At 33.2% G+C, this 18,922-nt stretch carries 19 protein-coding genes; 7 read left to right on the forward strand and 12 right to left on the reverse strand.

The genetic code is table 11. The annotated features are described in order from the left end of the window. The first annotated feature begins 122 nt into the window (after nucleotides 1-122). Complete coding sequence (locus tag ABY285_RS02275; RefSeq protein WP_372766593.1) at nucleotides 123-737, forward strand: DUF1684 domain-containing protein; 615 nt, start codon at nucleotides 123-125, stop codon at nucleotides 735-737. 52 nt (nucleotides 738-789) lie between these two features. Here ABY285_RS02275 and ABY285_RS02280 read toward each other — a convergent pair whose 3' ends face one another. From ABY285_RS02280 to ABY285_RS02315, 8 genes are all read right to left on the reverse strand, one after another. After that, nucleotides 790-933, reverse strand: coding sequence for a hypothetical protein (locus ABY285_RS02280; protein WP_372766595.1), 144 nt, complete (start codon nucleotides 931-933; stop codon nucleotides 790-792). Nucleotides 934-1,072: 139 nt separating this feature from the next. Then, the gene (locus tag ABY285_RS02285) at nucleotides 1,073-2,314 is read right to left on the reverse strand and encodes an ammonium transporter (RefSeq protein WP_372766597.1); all 1,242 of its coding nucleotides are present in this window, start codon (nucleotides 2,312-2,314) and stop codon (nucleotides 1,073-1,075) included. 24 nt (nucleotides 2,315-2,338) lie between these two features. Beyond that, on the reverse strand, nucleotides 2,339-2,677 hold the full coding sequence (locus tag ABY285_RS02290; RefSeq protein WP_372766599.1) for a P-II family nitrogen regulator: 339 nt from the start codon (nucleotides 2,675-2,677) through the stop codon (nucleotides 2,339-2,341). 375 nt (nucleotides 2,678-3,052) lie between these two features. Further along, entirely contained in the window at nucleotides 3,053-4,048 is a 996-nt protein-coding gene (locus tag ABY285_RS02295) for an outer membrane beta-barrel protein (RefSeq protein ID WP_372766601.1), read from the reverse strand. A 51-nt stretch (nucleotides 4,049-4,099) separates the two neighbouring features. Continuing rightward, nucleotides 4,100-5,296: an ammonium transporter gene (locus tag ABY285_RS02300; protein ID WP_372766603.1), complete on the reverse strand. Its 1,197-nt coding sequence runs from the start codon at nucleotides 5,294-5,296 to the stop codon at nucleotides 4,100-4,102. Between the two features lie 25 nt (nucleotides 5,297-5,321). Beyond that, a complete protein-coding gene (locus ABY285_RS02305; RefSeq protein ID WP_372766605.1) occupies nucleotides 5,322-5,660 on the reverse strand; it encodes a P-II family nitrogen regulator in 339 nt (112 codons plus the stop codon). Between the two features lie 440 nt (nucleotides 5,661-6,100). Next, nucleotides 6,101-7,066: a MauE/DoxX family redox-associated membrane protein gene (locus ABY285_RS02310; protein WP_372766607.1), complete on the reverse strand. Its 966-nt coding sequence runs from the start codon at nucleotides 7,064-7,066 to the stop codon at nucleotides 6,101-6,103. Between the two features lie 4 nt (nucleotides 7,067-7,070). Beyond that, complete coding sequence (locus ABY285_RS02315; RefSeq protein WP_372766609.1) at nucleotides 7,071-7,610, reverse strand: DUF1599 domain-containing protein; 540 nt, start codon at nucleotides 7,608-7,610, stop codon at nucleotides 7,071-7,073. A 153-nt stretch (nucleotides 7,611-7,763) separates the two neighbouring features. On the opposite strand from ABY285_RS02315, the gene ABY285_RS02320 reads away from it, so the two are divergent. The 4 genes from ABY285_RS02320 to cdaA all read left to right on the forward strand — a co-directional run bounded on the left by ABY285_RS02320 (nucleotide 7,764) and on the right by cdaA (nucleotide 10,700). After that, nucleotides 7,764-8,345, forward strand: a complete 582-nt coding sequence (locus ABY285_RS02320) for a TIGR00730 family Rossman fold protein (protein WP_372766611.1) — start codon at nucleotides 7,764-7,766, stop codon at nucleotides 8,343-8,345. Continuing rightward, a complete protein-coding gene (folP, locus tag ABY285_RS02325) occupies nucleotides 8,345-9,172 on the forward strand; it encodes a dihydropteroate synthase (RefSeq protein WP_372766613.1) in 828 nt (275 codons plus the stop codon). Before ABY285_RS02320 ends, folP begins: the two co-directional genes overlap by 1 nt. Nucleotides 9,173-9,175: 3 nt before the next feature. Further along, nucleotides 9,176-9,862 carry a hypothetical protein gene (locus tag ABY285_RS02330; RefSeq protein ID WP_372766615.1) on the forward strand — a complete coding sequence of 229 codons (687 nt, stop codon included), beginning with the start codon at nucleotides 9,176-9,178 and terminating at the stop codon, nucleotides 9,860-9,862. Nucleotides 9,863-9,926: 64 nt separating this feature from the next. Further along, the gene (gene cdaA / locus ABY285_RS02335) at nucleotides 9,927-10,700 is read left to right on the forward strand and encodes a diadenylate cyclase CdaA (protein WP_372766617.1); all 774 of its coding nucleotides are present in this window, start codon (nucleotides 9,927-9,929) and stop codon (nucleotides 10,698-10,700) included. Between the two features lie 251 nt (nucleotides 10,701-10,951). On the opposite strand, the gene ABY285_RS02340 is transcribed toward cdaA, so the two are convergent. Next, complete coding sequence (locus tag ABY285_RS02340) at nucleotides 10,952-12,715, reverse strand: ABC transporter ATP-binding protein (RefSeq protein WP_372766619.1); 1,764 nt, start codon at nucleotides 12,713-12,715, stop codon at nucleotides 10,952-10,954. Further along, a complete protein-coding gene (gene truA, locus ABY285_RS02345) occupies nucleotides 12,705-13,499 on the reverse strand; it encodes a tRNA pseudouridine(38-40) synthase TruA (protein WP_372766621.1) in 795 nt (264 codons plus the stop codon). The genes ABY285_RS02340 and truA overlap by 11 nt, the downstream gene beginning before the upstream one ends. A gap of 28 nt (nucleotides 13,500-13,527) precedes the next feature. On the opposite strand from truA, the gene ABY285_RS02350 reads away from it, so the two are divergent. Further along, a complete protein-coding gene (locus ABY285_RS02350; protein ID WP_372766623.1) occupies nucleotides 13,528-14,022 on the forward strand; it encodes a metallophosphoesterase in 495 nt (164 codons plus the stop codon). A 202-nt stretch (nucleotides 14,023-14,224) separates the two neighbouring features. Here the strand turns inward: ABY285_RS02350 and ABY285_RS02355 are convergent, their stop codons facing one another. Further along, nucleotides 14,225-14,659, reverse strand: a complete 435-nt coding sequence (locus ABY285_RS02355; RefSeq protein ID WP_372766625.1) for a DUF4293 domain-containing protein — start codon at nucleotides 14,657-14,659, stop codon at nucleotides 14,225-14,227. 212 nt (nucleotides 14,660-14,871) lie between these two features. Between ABY285_RS02355 and rho the strand changes: the two genes are divergently transcribed. Beyond that, nucleotides 14,872-16,680: a transcription termination factor Rho gene (gene rho / locus ABY285_RS02360; RefSeq protein WP_372766627.1), complete on the forward strand. Its 1,809-nt coding sequence runs from the start codon at nucleotides 14,872-14,874 to the stop codon at nucleotides 16,678-16,680. A gap of 68 nt (nucleotides 16,681-16,748) precedes the next feature. On the opposite strand, the gene ABY285_RS02365 is transcribed toward rho, so the two are convergent. Beyond that, nucleotides 16,749-18,911 (reverse strand): peptidylprolyl isomerase, encoded by a 2,163-nt coding sequence (locus ABY285_RS02365; protein WP_372766629.1) that lies wholly within the window; start codon nucleotides 18,909-18,911, stop codon nucleotides 16,749-16,751. Between the last annotated feature and the right edge of the window lie 11 nt (nucleotides 18,912-18,922).

Here is an 18,922-nt window from a genome sequence, read left to right on the forward strand (position 1 = left end):
CCCATGAAAATTATTAATTATTCGATGTGTAAAGTATAATTCAAAATTACTAAAATTTACATCAAGGAAGATTTTTTATTTCTATTTAATATTCTGTATTTTTGAACATAAATTTTTTAAAAATGAAAATTCTCTTAAGTATTCTTACCGCTGTTATTTTTTTTAGTTGTGCAAAAAAGAATTCCAATTATGAAAATGAAATCAGGTTATTTCAGTATGAATTAAACAGAGGGTTTGCTGATGCTTCAAAATCTCCATTAACTAAAGAAGACATTAAGACATTTAAAGCCTTAGAATTTTTTGAAATCGATGAAAATTATAATATTGAAGCTGATTTCGAATTAACGCCCAACACATCCATATTTGAAATGCCAACAACAACTGACCGTTTGCCATTATATAGAAAATATGGAATAGCCCATTTTAAGATAAACGGAAAAAAAATGGACTTAAGCATTTATCAAAACCAGCAATTAATGACCGATTTTAGCTATAAGGATTATCTGTTTTTGCCTTTTAATGATGCCACAAATGGAACAGCAACTTATGGAGGCGGGCGTTTTATAGATTTAGAAATTCCTTCGGAAGGAAGTAGAAAAATACGTATCGATTTCAACAAAGCATACAATCCATATTGTGCTTACAACCATACCTATTCCTGCCCAATTCCACCTTCAGAAAATAATTTGTCTGTTGAAATTCCTGCGGGAGTCAAAGCATTTAAAAAAAATTATTAAAAAAGGCCTGCCAGATTTTACTGAACAGGCTTGAAATTTTATGTTACAATTATTAATATCGATTTGAACGAAAATAAAGATATTCATCTATTCCTTGTAAATTAATATCCAAACCACCAACTTCTTCTTTTTCCTTACTTAATCCAATTAATTTCTTCGGTATAAATAATAATACAGTTTTTTTAATTGTTTTCATAATTTATTGTTTAACGGTTAGTCATAATTTTTAGCAATAATTCTCTTGTGAAGCGAAATTTCACTTCATTCAAATTCTTAAAAAAGAAAAAGATTTTAAGTTACATTTAGGCATAACTTGCCACTTCTCTTTGAACTTATTAATGCTGATTTAAACGAAAATCAGGATAAGCATCCATTCCATGCTCATGAATATCCAATCCGTCCTGTTCTTCTACCTCTGACACCCTTAAACCTAACGTTTTCTTTAGAATAATCAATATTGTGAATGCAGAGATCACACAAAATGCGCCTATTGAAACAACGCCTATTATCTGATGACCAAATTGCTCCCAACCCGCCAATTCACCAAAAATTCCCACAGCCAACGTTCCCCAAACTCCACATATTAAATGAACTGCAATTGCACCCACGGGATCATCCAGTTTTAATCTGTCGATAAATCCAACGCCTAAAACAATTAAAATTCCGGCAATAAATCCAATAAGAATTGCATCGGATACACTCATAATATCAGCACCGGCCGTAATCCCAACCAAACCACCAAGCACCCCATTTAAAAACATAGATAAATCATATTGCTTATATCTAAATAAAGAAACTAAAAAAGCACCTAATCCTCCTGATGCCGCGGCCAAACATGTAGTCAACAAAACCAAAGAAGTTTTACCGGGATCAGCCGAAAGCACTGAGCCGCCATTAAATCCAAACCAACCCAACCACAAAATAAATACGCCTGTCGTAGCCAAAGGAATATTATGACCGGGAATTGCGCCAATTGAACCATCTTTTTTAAATTTCCCTATTCTTGCACCCAATAGCCAAACAGCTACCAATGCAGCCCAACCACCAACCGAATGCACTAAAGTTGAACCGGCAAAATCATAAAATCCAAGTTCATCTAACCAACCTGCCCCCCATTTCCAGGACCCCGTTATTGGGTAAATAATACCAACGTAAATGATGGTGAAAATCATAAAAGAACCCAGTTTTATACGCTCGGCAACGGCTCCTGAAACTATGGTTGCCGCAGTTGCCGCAAACATTCCCTGAAATAGAAAATCAGTCCAATAAGTATAATTGCCTTGTGCATATTCCGCTGTCAAACCATTTTCCGGCAATGAAAGCCCGAATAAATTAAAAAAATAATCAGGCAAAATACCATAGATAAATGAACCTGGGTACATTAAATTAAATCCAACCAGAGCATATAATACCAAACCAATGGAAAGTATAAATACGTTTTTAAATAAAATATTTATCGTGTTTTTCTGTCGTGTTAATCCAATTTCTAACAATGAAAATCCCAAATGCATCAAAAACACCAACGCGGTGCAAATCATCATCCATACATTGTTCACCGTAAATAACGTGTTTTCCATAATATAAATAGTTAGTAGTGATTTTTATTTTAAGGAGTCTGAACCTGCTTCTTTCGTTCTAATTCTATAAGCTTCCTCCACATTTGAAACAAATATTTTACCATCACCAACAATTCCGGTAAAAGCTGTTTTTAAAATTGCTTCCACTGTCCTGTCCAAAAAAGGGTCTGAAACTACTATTGATAAAAACCGTCGTTGAATATCTGAAGTATTATAACTGACGCCTCTGTATACATGTCCCTCTTTTTCATTTCCTACCCCAGTTACATCCCAGTAACTAAAAAAATTGACTTCAATTTGATGCAAGGCCTCTTTTACGTCATCAAATTTTGATTTTCTGATAATTGCTTCAATTTTCTTCATAATAAAATGATTTTGTATTTTGTTTCTGGTCAAAAATATATATTATTTTTTATACCTCCTAATTTTATATGGGTATAAACACAATAATATAACTATTAATTCATTCATACCCTATTTTTTATATGGTAACATAGATATTAAGTTAAAAAACAAAGCCTGCCCAGTTAAATTTTACAATACCGGACAGGCAAAACCTAATATAATAATTAACCAATAACTATTCTTTTTTATAAAGAAATCACAACTGCCTTGTGTTTGCGTATATTTCGTTTCCAACACTGGCTACCTCACATTAACTATAAAAATTGACTTCAATTTGATGCAAGGCTTATTTTACGTAATCAAATTTTTATTTTCTAATAATTGTTTCATTTTTTAGAACGAATATATTGCCGCAATTAAGAAACTAGATAAATTATCTTTTGGCATTCCATCAGAATCCATATATGGTTTAGCATCTCCCCAAGTATCTAATCTTAATTCAGGCTTAATTGTAAGGTTTTCTACTGTATAACTTCCTGTCAGTGTTGCAGCAAAAACACTAGAATCATCACTAACCCCGTCTTCCATAGTTGCGAAATATTCACCTCTTAATCCTATTGCAAAACTATCTGAAGTTGACAACTGAGGATATAACGCTGCTCCGTAAAATCCATCACCATCGTTATCCGCATACGCTGCATTGATTCCTATGAAAAAAGAGTCTGTAATATCGAAACCACCTGTATAATCAATTTCAAAACCTAGCGCTTCACCATCATCATAATACAAGTTTAAATACTGTCCTTTATAACCTAATTGAGCACCACCAGAATACGCACCTGTTAAATTATTATTCACATCCGTAACATTCATAAACGCTAACATTAAGCTAAAATCTTCAGACAATGCAATATCCGCTTTTAAACCAACGTGAGAAAATGGGCCACTTGAAAATAAATACGAAGTACTATAGTTGAAATTCCCAATTGGCGAAATAACTTCATACCCTAAATAAGTGTTAAACCTACCTGCGGTGAAAGTTGTAGACTCTGAAACATTCAAATAAGCATACAACTGGTTAATATTATAACCTCCTACCGCATCATCACCACGTGGACCAAAAGCCAAATCAGCAACTACACCTGTTTTTTCTCCATCATAAGAAACGATTACATTTGCCATCCCTAAAGCAAATCCTAATTCATTCGCAAAAGAAGTTCCAAATGATTGATCTACATTATCTGGAGCACTTAAATTTGTTTGATAGTAAGCGTCTATTGAACCTTGAATCTGAAGCTTCTTATCTTTTACTTCTTCTTCCTGTGCATTTATCGCATTAATTGAAAATATTGCGATTAAAATCAATACTAGTTTTTTAATTGTTTTCATACTTTTAGTTTTATTCTTGTTTTTATTTGAATTAATGTTTTTTACTCTTAATTAATTATACACATTAGATTTGTGCTCGTGAATATCCAACCCATCCACTTCTTCTTCTTTAGAAACTCTTAATCCTATTATTTTCTTTAATATGTATAAAACAACAAATGAAGTCACTATCGCCCATACACCTATCGCTAATACGCCAATAGCTTGAACTCCCAACTGATCAAATCCGCCACCATACAACAAACCTCCATCTGTAGCAAACACACCTACTAACAAAGTTCCAAGAGCACCACACACACCATGAACAGATATCGCCCCAACTGGATCATCAACTTTTAATTTTTTATCGATAAACTCAATAGAAAATACAATCACAACACCCGCAATAACACCTATAATAGCAGCACCAATTGGACTAACTGCAGCACAACCAGCAGTTATTGCAACCAAACCGGCTAAAGCACCGTTTAAAGTCATTGAAATATCAGGTTTTCCGTATAAGCCCCAGGACACAAACATTGCTGCTATTGCGGCAGCCGCAGCGGCAAGGTTAGTAGTTATTAAAATGCCCGCAACAGCATTAGCATTATCTCCAGAGATTGCTAACTGAGAGCCTGCATTAAAACCAAACCAACCTAACCACAAAATGAATATACCTAAAGCGCCAATTAGTAAGTTATGCCCCGGTATTGCATTTGATTTTCCATTTGTATATTTTCCAAGTCTTGGACCTACTAAGATAGCAGCAATTAATGCAGCCCATCCACCAACAGAATGTACCACTGTTGAACCTGCAAAGTCAATAAAACCAAGTTCTGTCAACCAACCGTCACCTTGCCAAACCCAATGACCTGAGATTGGATAAATAATTACAGTCATTACTACCGAAAAGATAAGGTAAGTTGTAAATTTTGTTCTTCCAGCAATAGCCCCAGAAACAATTGTTGCAGCGGTTGCGGCAAATACTGTTTGAAAGAATAAATTATGCATGTTTTCAGAATCCGAGAAAAACAAAGAAGGACTTCCTATAAAAGTACCAATTGAATCTCCATACATGATTGTATAACCAATAGCCCAGAACCCAAGACTACCAATACACAAATCCATTAAATTTTTCATTATTATATTCCCAGCATTTTTTGATCTGGTAAATCCAGTTTCTACAAGTGTAAATCCAGCTTGCATAAAAAACACTAAGATTCCGCAGACCACAATCCACATTAAGTCTAATACAGCGTTCGTATCCATAATATATATTTTTTGTTAATTGATTTTATTTTAAAGCGTCAGCCCCTCTTTCCTTTGTTCTTATTCTATATGCCCCCTCTACATCCGAGACAAATATTTTACCATCCCCGACAGTTCCTGTAAAAGCAGCTTTTAGGATAGCCGCAACAGTTCTTTCTAAAAACGGATCAGAAACAACAATCGACAAAAATCTGCGCTGTATGTCTGAAGTACTATAACTTACGCCCCGATAAACATGCCCCTCTTTTTCATTGCCAACTCCGGTTACATCCCAGTAACTAAAAAAGTTGACTTCAATTTGATGCAGAGCTTCCTTTACTTCATCAAATTTTGACTTTCTGATAATTGCTTCAATTTTCTTCATATAAAATGATTTTAATAGTTGATTTCGGGTCAAAAATATATATATATTTTCTTACCCCCTAATTTTTTAGGGGTACAACTGTCATTTTTACGAATATTTTTATTTATACCCTATTTTTTTATAGCCTGTTAAAGTTTTTATAGTATTTTTTATTAATTATACCCTATATTTTTAAGGGTTGACGTTCTTGAATAAAGAAAATATGGTTTTACACCCCAAAATTTTAGGGGGTATCAATGCCAATAATAATTTTTATAATAAAAAGGAGGCGATTTCAAGCTTATTAAGCCAAAAAAATACCGGTTAAAAGAGCTTTGAAAAATATATAAACTAAAAAAACAACTTAAAAACTCAAAAAAGTCTTTAGTTGTTTTTTATAATTTAAAAGTTAAAAGTTGGAAGCTAATCGCTATTACTTTAATTATTTTAATTTTTAATTCTTATTTGTCAAATACATCTTCCGCATCAACCCAATTCCATTTACCGGTTACTATGCCTTTATTAAGCATCACAATTCCAGGATTTGCCCTAATAATTGTTTTTAAAGTGGTTTCGTCACAAAACAACATATCGAAGTTCAAATCAAATTCGTCTTTAATGTCGATAAAATCATCTTCTAAAGAAGCCGATAACAAATAAACTTTATAACCAAATTTTAAAGCTTTGTCGGTTACATTCTTTATTTTCGAAAACCCTCTCCTGTCGCTTTTATCCAGATTATAAGATACAATAAGCATCATTTTATCTTCTTTTAAAACCTCATCAGTTACATTTAGTCCCTCATTGCTTTCTAAATAAAAATCGTGAATCGGCGGTAATTCGGCGCCTATAGCTTTCATTCCATCAGGAATATTTTTACCAATGGCATAAGGCCGAAAGTCGATGATCGGCAAATGCACCAATACATGATAGGTTACATAAAAGAAGGCTAAAAACGATAAAAAGGCAGTCCATTTCGCAAAATTAAGATGTATCAACGGACTAATATATTTTGTTGTAAAAAGTAATATTAAAATAAAAGCCAACAACGCTACGTTTTTATAAAACGTTGCCCAAGGCGTTAATTTAAGCGCGTCTCCAAAACAACCACAATCGAGCACTTTATCAAAATATGCAGAATACCAAGTTAAAAACAAGAATATAAGCATCATAAAAAACAAACTCCACACTGTGAACTTTGGCAAATAACCTAACAACAACATCACACCTAACATCAATTCTGCGATAATCAAGATAATGGAAAAAGGCAAAGCATAAGGGATCAAAAATTCAAGATTTAACACATCCGAACTAAAATATTCCTGAAATTTATAGGAAGACCCCAAAGGATCCACTAATTTTACAAAGCCTGAAAAGATAAAGGTAAAAGAAACAATGAGTCTAATAACTAAGGTCAGTAATTTCATATTATTAAGATTCTTTAAGGTGAACTAAAGCAAAAACGGCATAATTGATTATGTCTTGATAATTGGCATCAATTCCTTCAGAAACAATGGTTTTTCCTTTATTATCTTCAATTTGTTTAACGCGCAATAGTTTTTGCAGAATTAAATCTGTAAGAGAACTTACACGCATGTCACGCCACGCCTCGCCATAATCATGGTTTTTGTCTTCCATCAATTTTTTGGTAATTGCAACATGTTTATCGTATAATTGTATGGCTTCTTCAGCGGATAAATCCGGTTGTTCCGCTACGCCATTTTCCAGTTGAATTAAAGCCATGACCGAATAATTGACAATACCCACAAACTCCGAAACTTCTCCTTCATCCACTTTTCGTGTTATATTTTCCTGAAGTTGACGAATACGCTGCGCTTTAATAAAAATTTGATCTGTTAAAGAAGGTAATCGTAATATGCGCCAAGCACTTCCATAATCTTTTAACTTATTAATATATAAGGAACGGCATTTTTCAATGACCGCATCATATTGTTTTGAAGTTTGTTGCATATACCTTTAATTATTTCCGTAAATTTCAAACAAATTTAAAGAATAAAAATCAATTTTTACCAATGAAAGTCCATAACGGACATTTATAACCCAAGACCTTTGCCTGCTGATATAAATAAAGCATAAATTAATAGGTCACAAATTAATATTTAGATGAAAAAAGTAGCGGTTTTTTGTGGTTCAAGTATTGGATTTAATGAGGCTTACAGAAACGAAGCCATCAAACTAGGAAATCATTTTATTGAATATAATATTGGTCTTGTTTACGGAGGCGGAAAAATTGGAATGATGGGGGTTTTGGCCGACACCATTATTGAAAAAAATGGAGAAGTAATTGGCGTTATTCCCGGATTGTTGCGTCACGAAGAAGTTGCACATACCAGTATTACCGAAATGATTGTTACCAAAACAATGAGCAAACGCAAAGTGAAAATAAGTAAATTGGTTGATGGTTATATTGCTTTGCCGGGAGGTTTCGGGACTTTAGATGAGATTTTTGAAGCCTTAACTTTAGGGCAGCTTGGTATTGAAACTAAACCAGTAGGGATTTTAAACACCAACGGCTTTTTCAATTACTTAATTCTGCAGCTCGATGTTATGGTAAGGGAAGGTTACTTGAAACAATCTAACAAAGAAATGCTAATCATCAGTGAATCTGTAGAAGATTTAATCTCTCAAATGTTTAATTACAAAGCTCCTGAAATAACAAAAATAATTGATAAAGTGGTAAAATAATGAAGAGCATTAATTGCAATGGAACTTTGATTGACTTGTCTGCTCCAAAAGTTATGGGGATTTTAAATATTACCCCTGATTCTTTTTTTGACGGCGGTAAATACAACAACCAAACTTTGCTCATTAATCAAGTTGAAAAAATGCTCAGTGAAGGAGCCACATTTATTGATGTTGGGGCATATTCTTCTCGCCCGGGTGCAAAGCACATTTCAGAAGAAGAAGAATTAAACAGAGTTTTACCCGTAATTAAGCTTTTATCAAGTGAATTTCCTTCCGTTTTAATTTCAATTGACACCTTTAGAAGTAACATTGCCAATCAAAGTATTCATAACGGAGCCTGCATGGTTAATGATATTTCAGCCGGTGAAATGGACGCTTCTATGTTTCCTGTAATTGCCAAACTTCAAGTACCTTATATTATTATGCATATGCAGGGCACACCCCAAAACATGCAAAAAAAACCAATTTATAATGATGTTGTGTGCGATGTGCTTTACTACTTTTCAAAAAAAATTACCGAATTGCACAAACTTGGCGTAAATGATATTATTACTGATGTGGGATTTGGTTTTGGAAAAACCATAAACCATAATTATCAGCTATTAAAACATTTAGAACTGTTTAAGAACCTGAAAGTGCCAATGCTTGTTGGCATGTCAAGAAAAGGAATGCTTTACAAACCTTTAAATATCACAGCAGAATATGCCCTGAATGCAACAACCGCGGCAAACACCATCGCACTGTTAAACGGAGCAACCATACTGAGGGTTCATGATGTAAAAGAGGCTATTGAAGCTATAAAAATTGTTGAATTGTTAAATTTGTAATCAATGAAAAAGTTACTGCTATTACTAATTTTAATTTTTAGTTGCGCAAAAAAAGAAGTGAAACTTCCGGTTTTATCCGAAAAAGGAATTCAGGAACTACACAATCATTCGCAGGTTTGGCTTTTTTATGAAATTGAAAATAAAGATACTATTGCCGTTGTTAACAGAAAAAACACCATAAGTACCACACATTGGATTTATAATATTGATAAACGTTTGCCTTTAAAAGCAATAATCCCTTCAATTATTAAGCTACAGGATAAACATGCAAATTCCATGCATTCGGAAAAAGGAATGCACGATTATTTTAGTTATTCAGACACTATTTCAAAAAAACTATCATTTTTAGAATTTGATGGCGTAATTTTCAAAACAGACAATCTGCTGTCGAAAAATTTCATAGAAGAAAATAGCTCCGATTACATCAATTATAACAACATAAATTTAGTCTTCTACCAAAATAACATTTGGATTAATGATGTGAAAATTGACAAATCTAATTTTAAATCAGCACTTTTGGCGATTTTAGCAAATTCTTCAGAAGGCAAGCAACCTATGATGCATTTAAACTTTAGCCAAAACATTCTTTATCAGGATTATTTATTTTATAGGACTATGATTCATGATATTGACTCCAAAAATATTTTAGTAAATCAGAACGAATTTATTTTTAACGAAAATAAAGTTTAGGTTTGCAGGATTGAATAACTGTTTTAATGCCATCTTTTTTCCTATTTTTACAAAAACAAATTTAATGCTCGATTTCTTAAACTTTGATTTTCTTGATATTTTAGATATCGTTTTAGTTGCTACGCTGCTTTACTATGTGTACAAACTTTTAAAAGGAAGTGTTGCCATAAATATTTTTATTGGTATTGGACTCATTGTAATTGTCTGGAAAATAACGCAGGCGCTTCAAATGGAAATGCTTAGCGGATTGTTGGGCACACTCATAAGTTTAGGTGCAATTGCCATACTTATTGTTTTTCAGCCTGAAGTACGGAAATTTTTATTGATGCTTGGTTCAACAAATTTTACGAACCGACGAAATTTTTTAAAACAAATCAGCTTTTTAAAAAGTGAAATACATATTACGATGGATGTAGAAACCATTGTTAAAGCCTGTGAATCGATGTCCGCAGCAAAAACAGGTGCTTTATTGGTTTTGGAAAGAACACATAATTTAGATTTTGTAAAATATACCGGCGATAAAATGAATGCAGAAGTAAATCAGCCGATATTGGAAAGTATTTTCTACAAAAACAGTCCACTGCATGACGGTGCGGTAATTATTAAGGATAATTTTATTATTGCAACCAGAATTGTGTTACCGCTTTCCGCAAAAAACCTTCCATCCCGATTTGGGCTACGCCACAGAGCAGCTATAGGAATTACAGAAAAAACCGATGCGCTTTGTTTGATTGTTTCTGAAGAAACAGGAAAAATTTCTTATATAAAAGATGGAGAATTTGTGTTGTACAATAATACACAGGAACTTATTGAACAGATTAGATATGATCTTAACTAAGCCCTCCAATTAGGCATTAGATAATTAAACAATTAAGTAATTAGGCAATTTGATAATTCGATAAATAAGGATTGCTGAGCAAAGCCGAAGTAAAACAATTAGGCAATTAGATAATTAGCCGATAAAAGAATAGAGATAAAAGTTAATGGAAATAAGCAATTTTCAACTTTCAAACTTTTAACTTTTTAACAAATAAACAATAAGCCAATTACACAGTTAAACGATTACACAATTAAACAGTTAAACAAGGACTACACTACTTCACTCGCAAATTGCATGTCATAAAGTGTTTTATAATATCCGTTTTTCTCAAGCAATTCTAGATGAGAACCTTGTTCCATAATTTTACCTTTATCCATTACAATAATTCTGTTGGCTTTTTTAACGGTTGTTAACCTGTGCGCAATAATTATTGATGTTTGGTGCCTTGTAATTTTATCGGTTGCCTCTTGAATCAATTTTTCTGAATAGGAATCTATGGATGACGTAGCTTCATCCAATATTAATATACTCGGTTTGCTCACATAAGCGCGCAAAAACGCAATTAACTGTCGTTGCCCGGTCGACAACATTCCTCCTCGTTCTCGTACATTATAATGATAATTATTTGGCAAACTCATAATAAACTCGTGAATTCCTATTTCTTTTGCAGCATCTACCACTTGTTCTAAAGTAATTGAATCGTCACTTAAAACGATATTGTTGAAAATGGAATCGGAAAATAAAAAAACATCTTGTAAAACAACGGCGATTTGATTTCTTAAAGAAGGCAACGTGTATTCCAAAATATTTTGATTGTCAATACAAATTTCGCCTTTATCAATTTCATAAAAACGATTGATCAGATTGATGATGGTTGATTTTCCTGCTCCAGTTGCTCCAACAATCGCAACCGTTTCTCCCGCTTTTACATCAAAAGAAATTCCTTTTAAAACTTCTTCGCCTTCATTATAACTAAAATGAACATTTCTAAAAGAGATATCACCTTTAAAAATTTTTGCTTCCACATTTCCGGACTCAACAATTTGATCTTTAGTGTCCAACACTTCAAAAACCCTGTCGCCAGCAACCATTCCCATTTGTAGCGTATTAAATTTATCGGCAATTTGATTCAATGGCCTAAACAACATTTGAGCCATCATAATAAATGCGATGATTTGCCCAATTTCTGTAGTTCCTGAGTTCACAATATCCAACCCTCCATACCAAACCAGCAATCCCACCGATATTGATGATAAAATTTCAGCTATTGGAAAGAAAATAGAATAGTACCAAACTGTTTTTATATTTGCCTTTTTGTGCAAATCGTTAATTTTAACAAATTTGTTATATTCCACTTTTTCATGGTTGAATAACTGCACAATTTTCATTCCAGTAACACGCTCCTGAACAAATCCATTTAAATTCGCGACTTGAATTCTCACCTCCTGATAAGCTGATTTTATGGCAATTTGAAATATTTTTGTGGCATAAATTAAAACGGGAAGCACAATAAAAGCAATTAATGCCATTCTCCAATTCATCCATAACATCACAATGGCAACCACAAACATTTTTAACAAATCACTGATGATCATAAACAATCCCTGTCCGAAAAATTGCGCGATTGTTTCAGTGTCAGAAACCAAACGGGTCACTAATCTTCCAACAGAAGAATTGTCGAAATACGACATTTTAAATTGCAACATATGATTATTTAATTGAACTCTGATGTCTTTAATAATATGTTGCCCCAGCCAATTTACTTTGTAAATAAAAACAAACTGCAATAAAACTTCAGCAATTAAAAATACGACCATTAACAATGAGAAGTATAAAACGCCTTCTTTATCCTTATTTTTGAAATAAATATTGACTATTTCCTGCAATAAAACAGGCTTGGCAACTGAAACCAACGACAATAATATCGCCGAAAAAGTGCCTATAAAAAACTGGAATCGGTATTTTTTTGAAAAACCCAATAAGCGATAAAATATTTTTGCGTCAAAAGCTTTTCCTGTAACTTTATTGCTCATTGTTAAAAATTGTTTTTGGATAGGTTACCTGTGTTAAATATAATCCTTGAGATGGCGCTGAAGCTCCGGCATTGCTCCTGTTTTCACTTTCAATGATTGTTTTAAATTCCTCTAAAGTCATTTTCCCCTTTCCTATTTCTATTAAAGTACCTACAATTGCCCTGACCATATTTCTTAAAAATCGATCGGCAGTAATATGAAATACCAGCAGTTGATTAATTTGTTTCCATTCAGCAAGCATAATGTTACAATTATATGTTCTTACGTCAGTATTCGAGCGAGAAAAACACTTAAAATTAGTATATATTTCTAAAATTTTAGCTGCTTCATTCATTTTTTCAACCGAAAGTTTTGTGGTAATAAATTGCCAGGCAGTTTCAGTTAAAAACGGGTTTTTTCCTAAAAAGAGACGGTATTCATAACTTCTGCTGTCGGCATCAAAACGTGCGTGGGCATTTTCAGTGGTTTTAAAAATATCATAAACAACGATGTCATTTGGCAACAAAGCATTTATTTTATAAATAATTTCTTTTACATTAAATTCATTTTCAATATCAACATGCGCAAAAAATTGTTCGGCATGAACACCAGCATCAGTTCTTCCGGCACCGACAATTTCAACGGGATTTCTTAGAACCGTTGAAAATGATTTGATCAATAATTCCTGAACCGTTATCGCATTGGGCTGCACTTGCCATCCATGGTAGTTGGTTCCTTTATATGCTAATTTGATAAAATATCTCAATTGAAATGTTATTTTTGTGCCGTTGCAAATATACGCCATATTTGTGAGTTACTAATTTCACAACCAAATGAAAAAGATTTTATTGCTTTCTGATACCCACAGTTATATTGATGACCAAATTTTAAAGTTTGTAAAACAGGTTGATGAAGTTTGGCACGTTGGCGATATTGGCTCTTTTGAAGTGATTGATGCCTTGAAAAAGTTAAAACCATTACGGGCTGTTTATGGAAACATCGATGATTCTTTGATGAGAGCTGAATTCCCGTTAGACAACAAATTTACCATTGAAAAAGTTTCGGTTTGGATGACTCACATTGGCGGTTACCCGAACAATTATAACCCGAGAATTAAGGAAGATTTATCCATAAAAAGGCCAAAATTATTTATTACCGGTCATTCCCATATTTTAAAAGTGATGTTTGATAAAAAACTAAACATACTTCATATGAATCCGGGTGCTGCCGGAAAATACGGATTTCACACAGTTAGAACAATGCTTCGGTTTGAAATTAATGAATCCAACATCACAAATTTAGAAATTATAGAACTCGAAAAGCGTTAGGGATTAAAGTGAAAATCCTTTTTTTAGGTTTTTCACCGAAAAAAAGATTATAACGGAAAGCCCAACCGCATTTTAAGCGGAAACGCCCAAAATTTTATTATGGCTAATTTAGCTGCAATTCTCAAACATTCTTATAAGCAAAAAACCATTTCAACGTAAATTGAAATGGTTTCTGCACACTAAATATACAAAGATTGTAGGTTTATCGCAATCTGTCCACAGATTTCACGAGTTCTTCATCCTTTTTTATCGCTTTGTTGGCTAAAGCCACAAAAACAATAGTAAAAATCGGAATGAGCAACCCAATACCCTTCTCAGAAATTTTAATTTCTCCAGATAAATTTTGTGCAAAATACACGAGAATTCCTACTAAAATAAAATTAATCAAAATTGTTAACCGCCCTAAAACAAACTGCAGTTGTCTTTCTTTAAACTGAAAAATCGTAATAAGCGTTAGTAATGCAGATGCCATGAATAAAATAAAAACACTTGCCAATACCAAATTGTCTGAACTTAACGAATCCAATGCGTAAAATTTAGTTCCCTGCTCAGTTGTCCATAAATTAACGAGAAAAATGAATCCTCCCGAAAGCACTGTGGCAATTAATAAATATACAGATTGTATTCTTTGAATCATATTTATACCAATTACAGCAAAAATACGTTTTATTTTTAAAGATTAAAAGATTAGTATATAAAATAAATTTATATATTTGCAATGTCCTACCGCATAATAGAATACAGGACCTGCAACTAAAACTAATCACCACCCAGATTAATTCAAAATGAAATTCTTAATTTAATAAGATAACAACATTTATTCACTAACAATTATTACATATTTACATAATGTTTGAAATTTCCGAACTAAAGGATAAATCTCTTTCTGAATTACAAGAGATTGCTAAAACCGTTGGAGCAAAGAAGTTTAGTCAATTAAAAAAACTGGATTTAGTTTATTTAATTCTAGATATTCAAGCCGCTGCTCCTGAAGCAATTACAAATAATGATGCTTTATCTGACGACAACAAACCCCGACGCAAAAGAATCGTTTTAAAAGCCAATTCACCAAAAGTGAATAAAAACAGCAAAACTTCACAACCTAAACGAGAAAAAGCACCAGAGCTTTTTGCTCCTATTCAAAATTCAGAGGTTGAAGAGTCGGTAGAACCAATACAAGTTTCCACTGAAAAAAAACCATTTAAAAGAGCTATAAAAATTGCACCTGCAACTCCTGTTGAAAATACCGTAGTTGAAACCATTGAAAAACCTGCAACTAGAACTGATGTAGTAAAAGTCGCCATTAAAAAAGCGGTGAGACCTGCGCCAAAAACAGAAAATAAAAGTCAGCCCGAAAGTAGTGAAAGCAATGTTGTTGAAGCTACAAGTGATGGACAAGAAAGAGTACAGAAAAATCAGCCTAAACAGCAGAATAAACAACATAAACAACAAGGAAATCAACAAGGAAACCAGCAAGCGAACCAACAAAGAGAAAAAGGACCGCGCAAACCGGGAAACCGCTTTAGAGATCCTGATTATGAATTTGACGGAATTATTGAAAGTGAAGGCGTTTTAGAAATGATGCCTGATGGTTATGGTTTCTTACGTTCATCCGACTACAACTATCTGTCATCACCAGATGATATTTATTTATCCCAATCACAAGTTAAATTGTTTGGTTTAAAAACCGGAGATACTGTAAAAGGAGTGGTTAGACCTCCAAAAGAAGGAGAAAAATATTTTCCTTTAATTCGTGTTTCAAAAATAAACGGATTAAATCCAAATGTGGTTAGAGACCGTGTTTCATTTGAACATTTAACACCTTTATTTCCACAGGAAAAATTTACTTTGGCAGGAAAAAACAGCACACTTTCCACAAGAATTATGGACTTATTTTGTCCGATAGGAAAAGGACAAAGGGGAATGATTGTTTCTCAGCCTAAAACAGGTAAAACAATGTTGTTGAAGGATATTGCAAATTCAATTGCTTCAAATCACCCGGAAGTTTACCAAATTATTCTTTTAATTGATGAAAGACCTGAAGAGGTAACAGACATGCAGCGAAGCGTAAGAGGAGAAGTTGTTGCTTCAACTTTTGATGAACCGGCTGAAAAACATGTTAGGGTTGCCAATATTGTTTTAGAAAAAGCAAAACGCTTGGTTGAATGCGGACACGATGTGGTTATTTTATTAGATTCCATCACACGTTTGGCCAGAGCTTATAATACTGTTGCCCCTGCATCAGGTAAAATTTTATCGGGAGGTATTGATGCCAACGCATTGCACAAACCAAAACGATTTTTTGGAGCTGCAAGAAATATAGAAAATGGAGGATCATTAACTATTATTGCCACTGCATTAACCGAGACAGGTTCTAAAATGGATGAAGTTATCTTTGAAGAATTTAAAGGTACAGGAAATATGGAGCTTCAATTAGAAAGAAATATTGCCAACCGTAGAATTTACCCAGCTATTGACCTTGTTAAATCAAGCACTCGTAGAGATGATTTATTACTAGATCCAAAAACAGTAAAACGCATGTGGATACTTAGAAAATATTTGGCTGATATGAACCCTGTAGAAGCTATGGAATTCATTAAAAGTAAAATTCAATACACCACTTCAAATGAAGAATTTTTAATCTCTATGAATGGCTAATCATTCAAGTTATAAAATAAAAAAAGCGAGCTAATGCTCGCTTTTTTTATTTAAATATTTTCTTTCAATTAATAGTAGCTACCTCTATTATCCTTAATATCGGCAGTTTCTTCCAATACTTGAAATAACTGGTAAGATCTCGATTTCAAATTATCTATTATTCTATTACGAAACATATCATAATTATCTAATTTCACAGGAGCATCCCGTTTTACCACTTTAACCACAAACACACCTTTATTACCTTCTATTGGTTTTGAAACTTCGTTTAGTTTTATAGTAGACATTGCACCCACTACAGATGGTTCATTCCCTACACCAGATAATAACGGGTTGAGCAAAGTTACACTAGCTGCTGCATTAACCGTTGTATTGGTGTTTTTTGCCATTTCTTCTAAAGTAGCTCCTTTAATTTTTGCTTTAATAATTTCAGCTTTTTTCTTATTGATTAACTCAGGGCGGATTTTTTCCAAAATATCTTCACTAACCACCAATCCGTCTTTCTCAGATTTAGCTTTAAGAACAGCCACAACATAACCTCTTTTTCCATTTACATCAACGTCAAAGCGTTTAGAATCTCCAAGTTCTTGTTCATTGGAAAATGCCCAAATAACAATTGGACGTTGAATGTTTAAACCCGGAATATTTTCATCCAATACTTTAAGGCTTTTTGCAGATTGAATGGTATAATTTTCTTTTTTCGAAAGATCTTCTAATTTTTCACCATTTGCCAAATTAGAAGCAAGTGTTTCTGCTTTTTCAAAAACAGAATTTTCAGTAACTTCAGATGCCTCTATTAAACGTGCAAAAGTAGCAAGTTTTACGCCTATTTCTGCTTTTTTTTGCTCATCTACTCTGATAATATGAAAACCAAATGCGGTTTCAACAACATCTATGCTTCCAACCGGATTTTTATAAATAAAATTGGCAAAATCTTTATCGAATGAATCAGAAAAAGCTTGATCTTTTCTTGTCCAACCAATATCACCACCTTTACCTTTTGTACCATCAGTATTTATTTGATCTGCAATTTCAGTATATTTAGTTTTGTTGGCTTTAACCAATCCAAAAATACTGTCTGCTGTTTTTTTAGCTTCTTCTTTTGTTTTTAATGAAGTAGATCTTACCGCTCCAGCATAAGGAACCAATATATGACTTGATTTTACAGAATCAGGCAACTGCTCAAAATCTATAATTTTTGAAATTTTGTAGTAGCCATTCTCTTTATAAGGACCAACGACATCACCAACAGAAGCACTAAAAATGGATTCTGAAACTGCCGCAGGCAATTGATTTTTATAATAATAGCCGTTATCAATGGCCAAATCGGATCTATTATCACTCAAAAACATTTCATAATTTTGAGCGTTTTTTAATCCGGTAATTTGAACTTTAGTGTTTGCTGCACTGCTAAATTCCTCTCTGTCATTGATAAAATTAGTTACTTCTTTTCTAACGCCTTCATCATCTGCTTCAGATGGCACAATATCAAATCTCACATAATCGATGGAACGGGTAGCTTCAGACTTAAATCGTTTGGAATTTTTTTCCAAATATTCTTGAATTTCTTCTTTTGATACCTTAGCTGCATTATCGTCAATTGTTGCATATGGAACATAAACAAATTGTGCATCAATTTTAGTGTTTTGGTATAAATAATCACGTTCACCTTCTTTTAATGAAGCACCTAAACCGGCAGACACCAAAGAAGTATAAGCCTGACGTTCTAAATTTTGCTTAATACTTTTTTCAGTTTCTAACCAATTTAACCAAGCTTGGCTTTCTCCTGCTTCAGCATCGGCTTTCATATTGGCAATATATTCCTTTAATTTTTCTTCATTAAAAAGTCCGGCTTCATTTTTAAAAATCGGAGAATTTTGAATTTCCGGCAATGCCACCATAGCATCCCAAATATCTTTTTCACCCACTACAATTCCGGCTCCTTCTAATTGAGATTGGAATATTTTTTCACCAACCAAATTATTCCAAACAGCATTTACGGCCTGCATTTGGGATACTCTTCCTCCACTTTGCGATTTATAATTTTCAACTAGTTTCGCAAACTCCTCTCTGTCAATGTCTTCTCCATTAACCTCGCCTATTGAATTCGCTTTAGTAGCACTGAAAAATTGCTGAATTGAACTCGGATCAAGTACAAATGCAAAAAGCGCTAAACCTACAATTAGGATTAGGAACATTGAACGATCTCTAATTTTTGATAAAATTGCCATTTCTATAGTTG

The organism is Lutibacter sp., assembly GCF_041555395.1.
Taxonomy (GTDB): Bacteria; Bacteroidota; Bacteroidia; order Flavobacteriales; family Flavobacteriaceae; genus Lutibacter.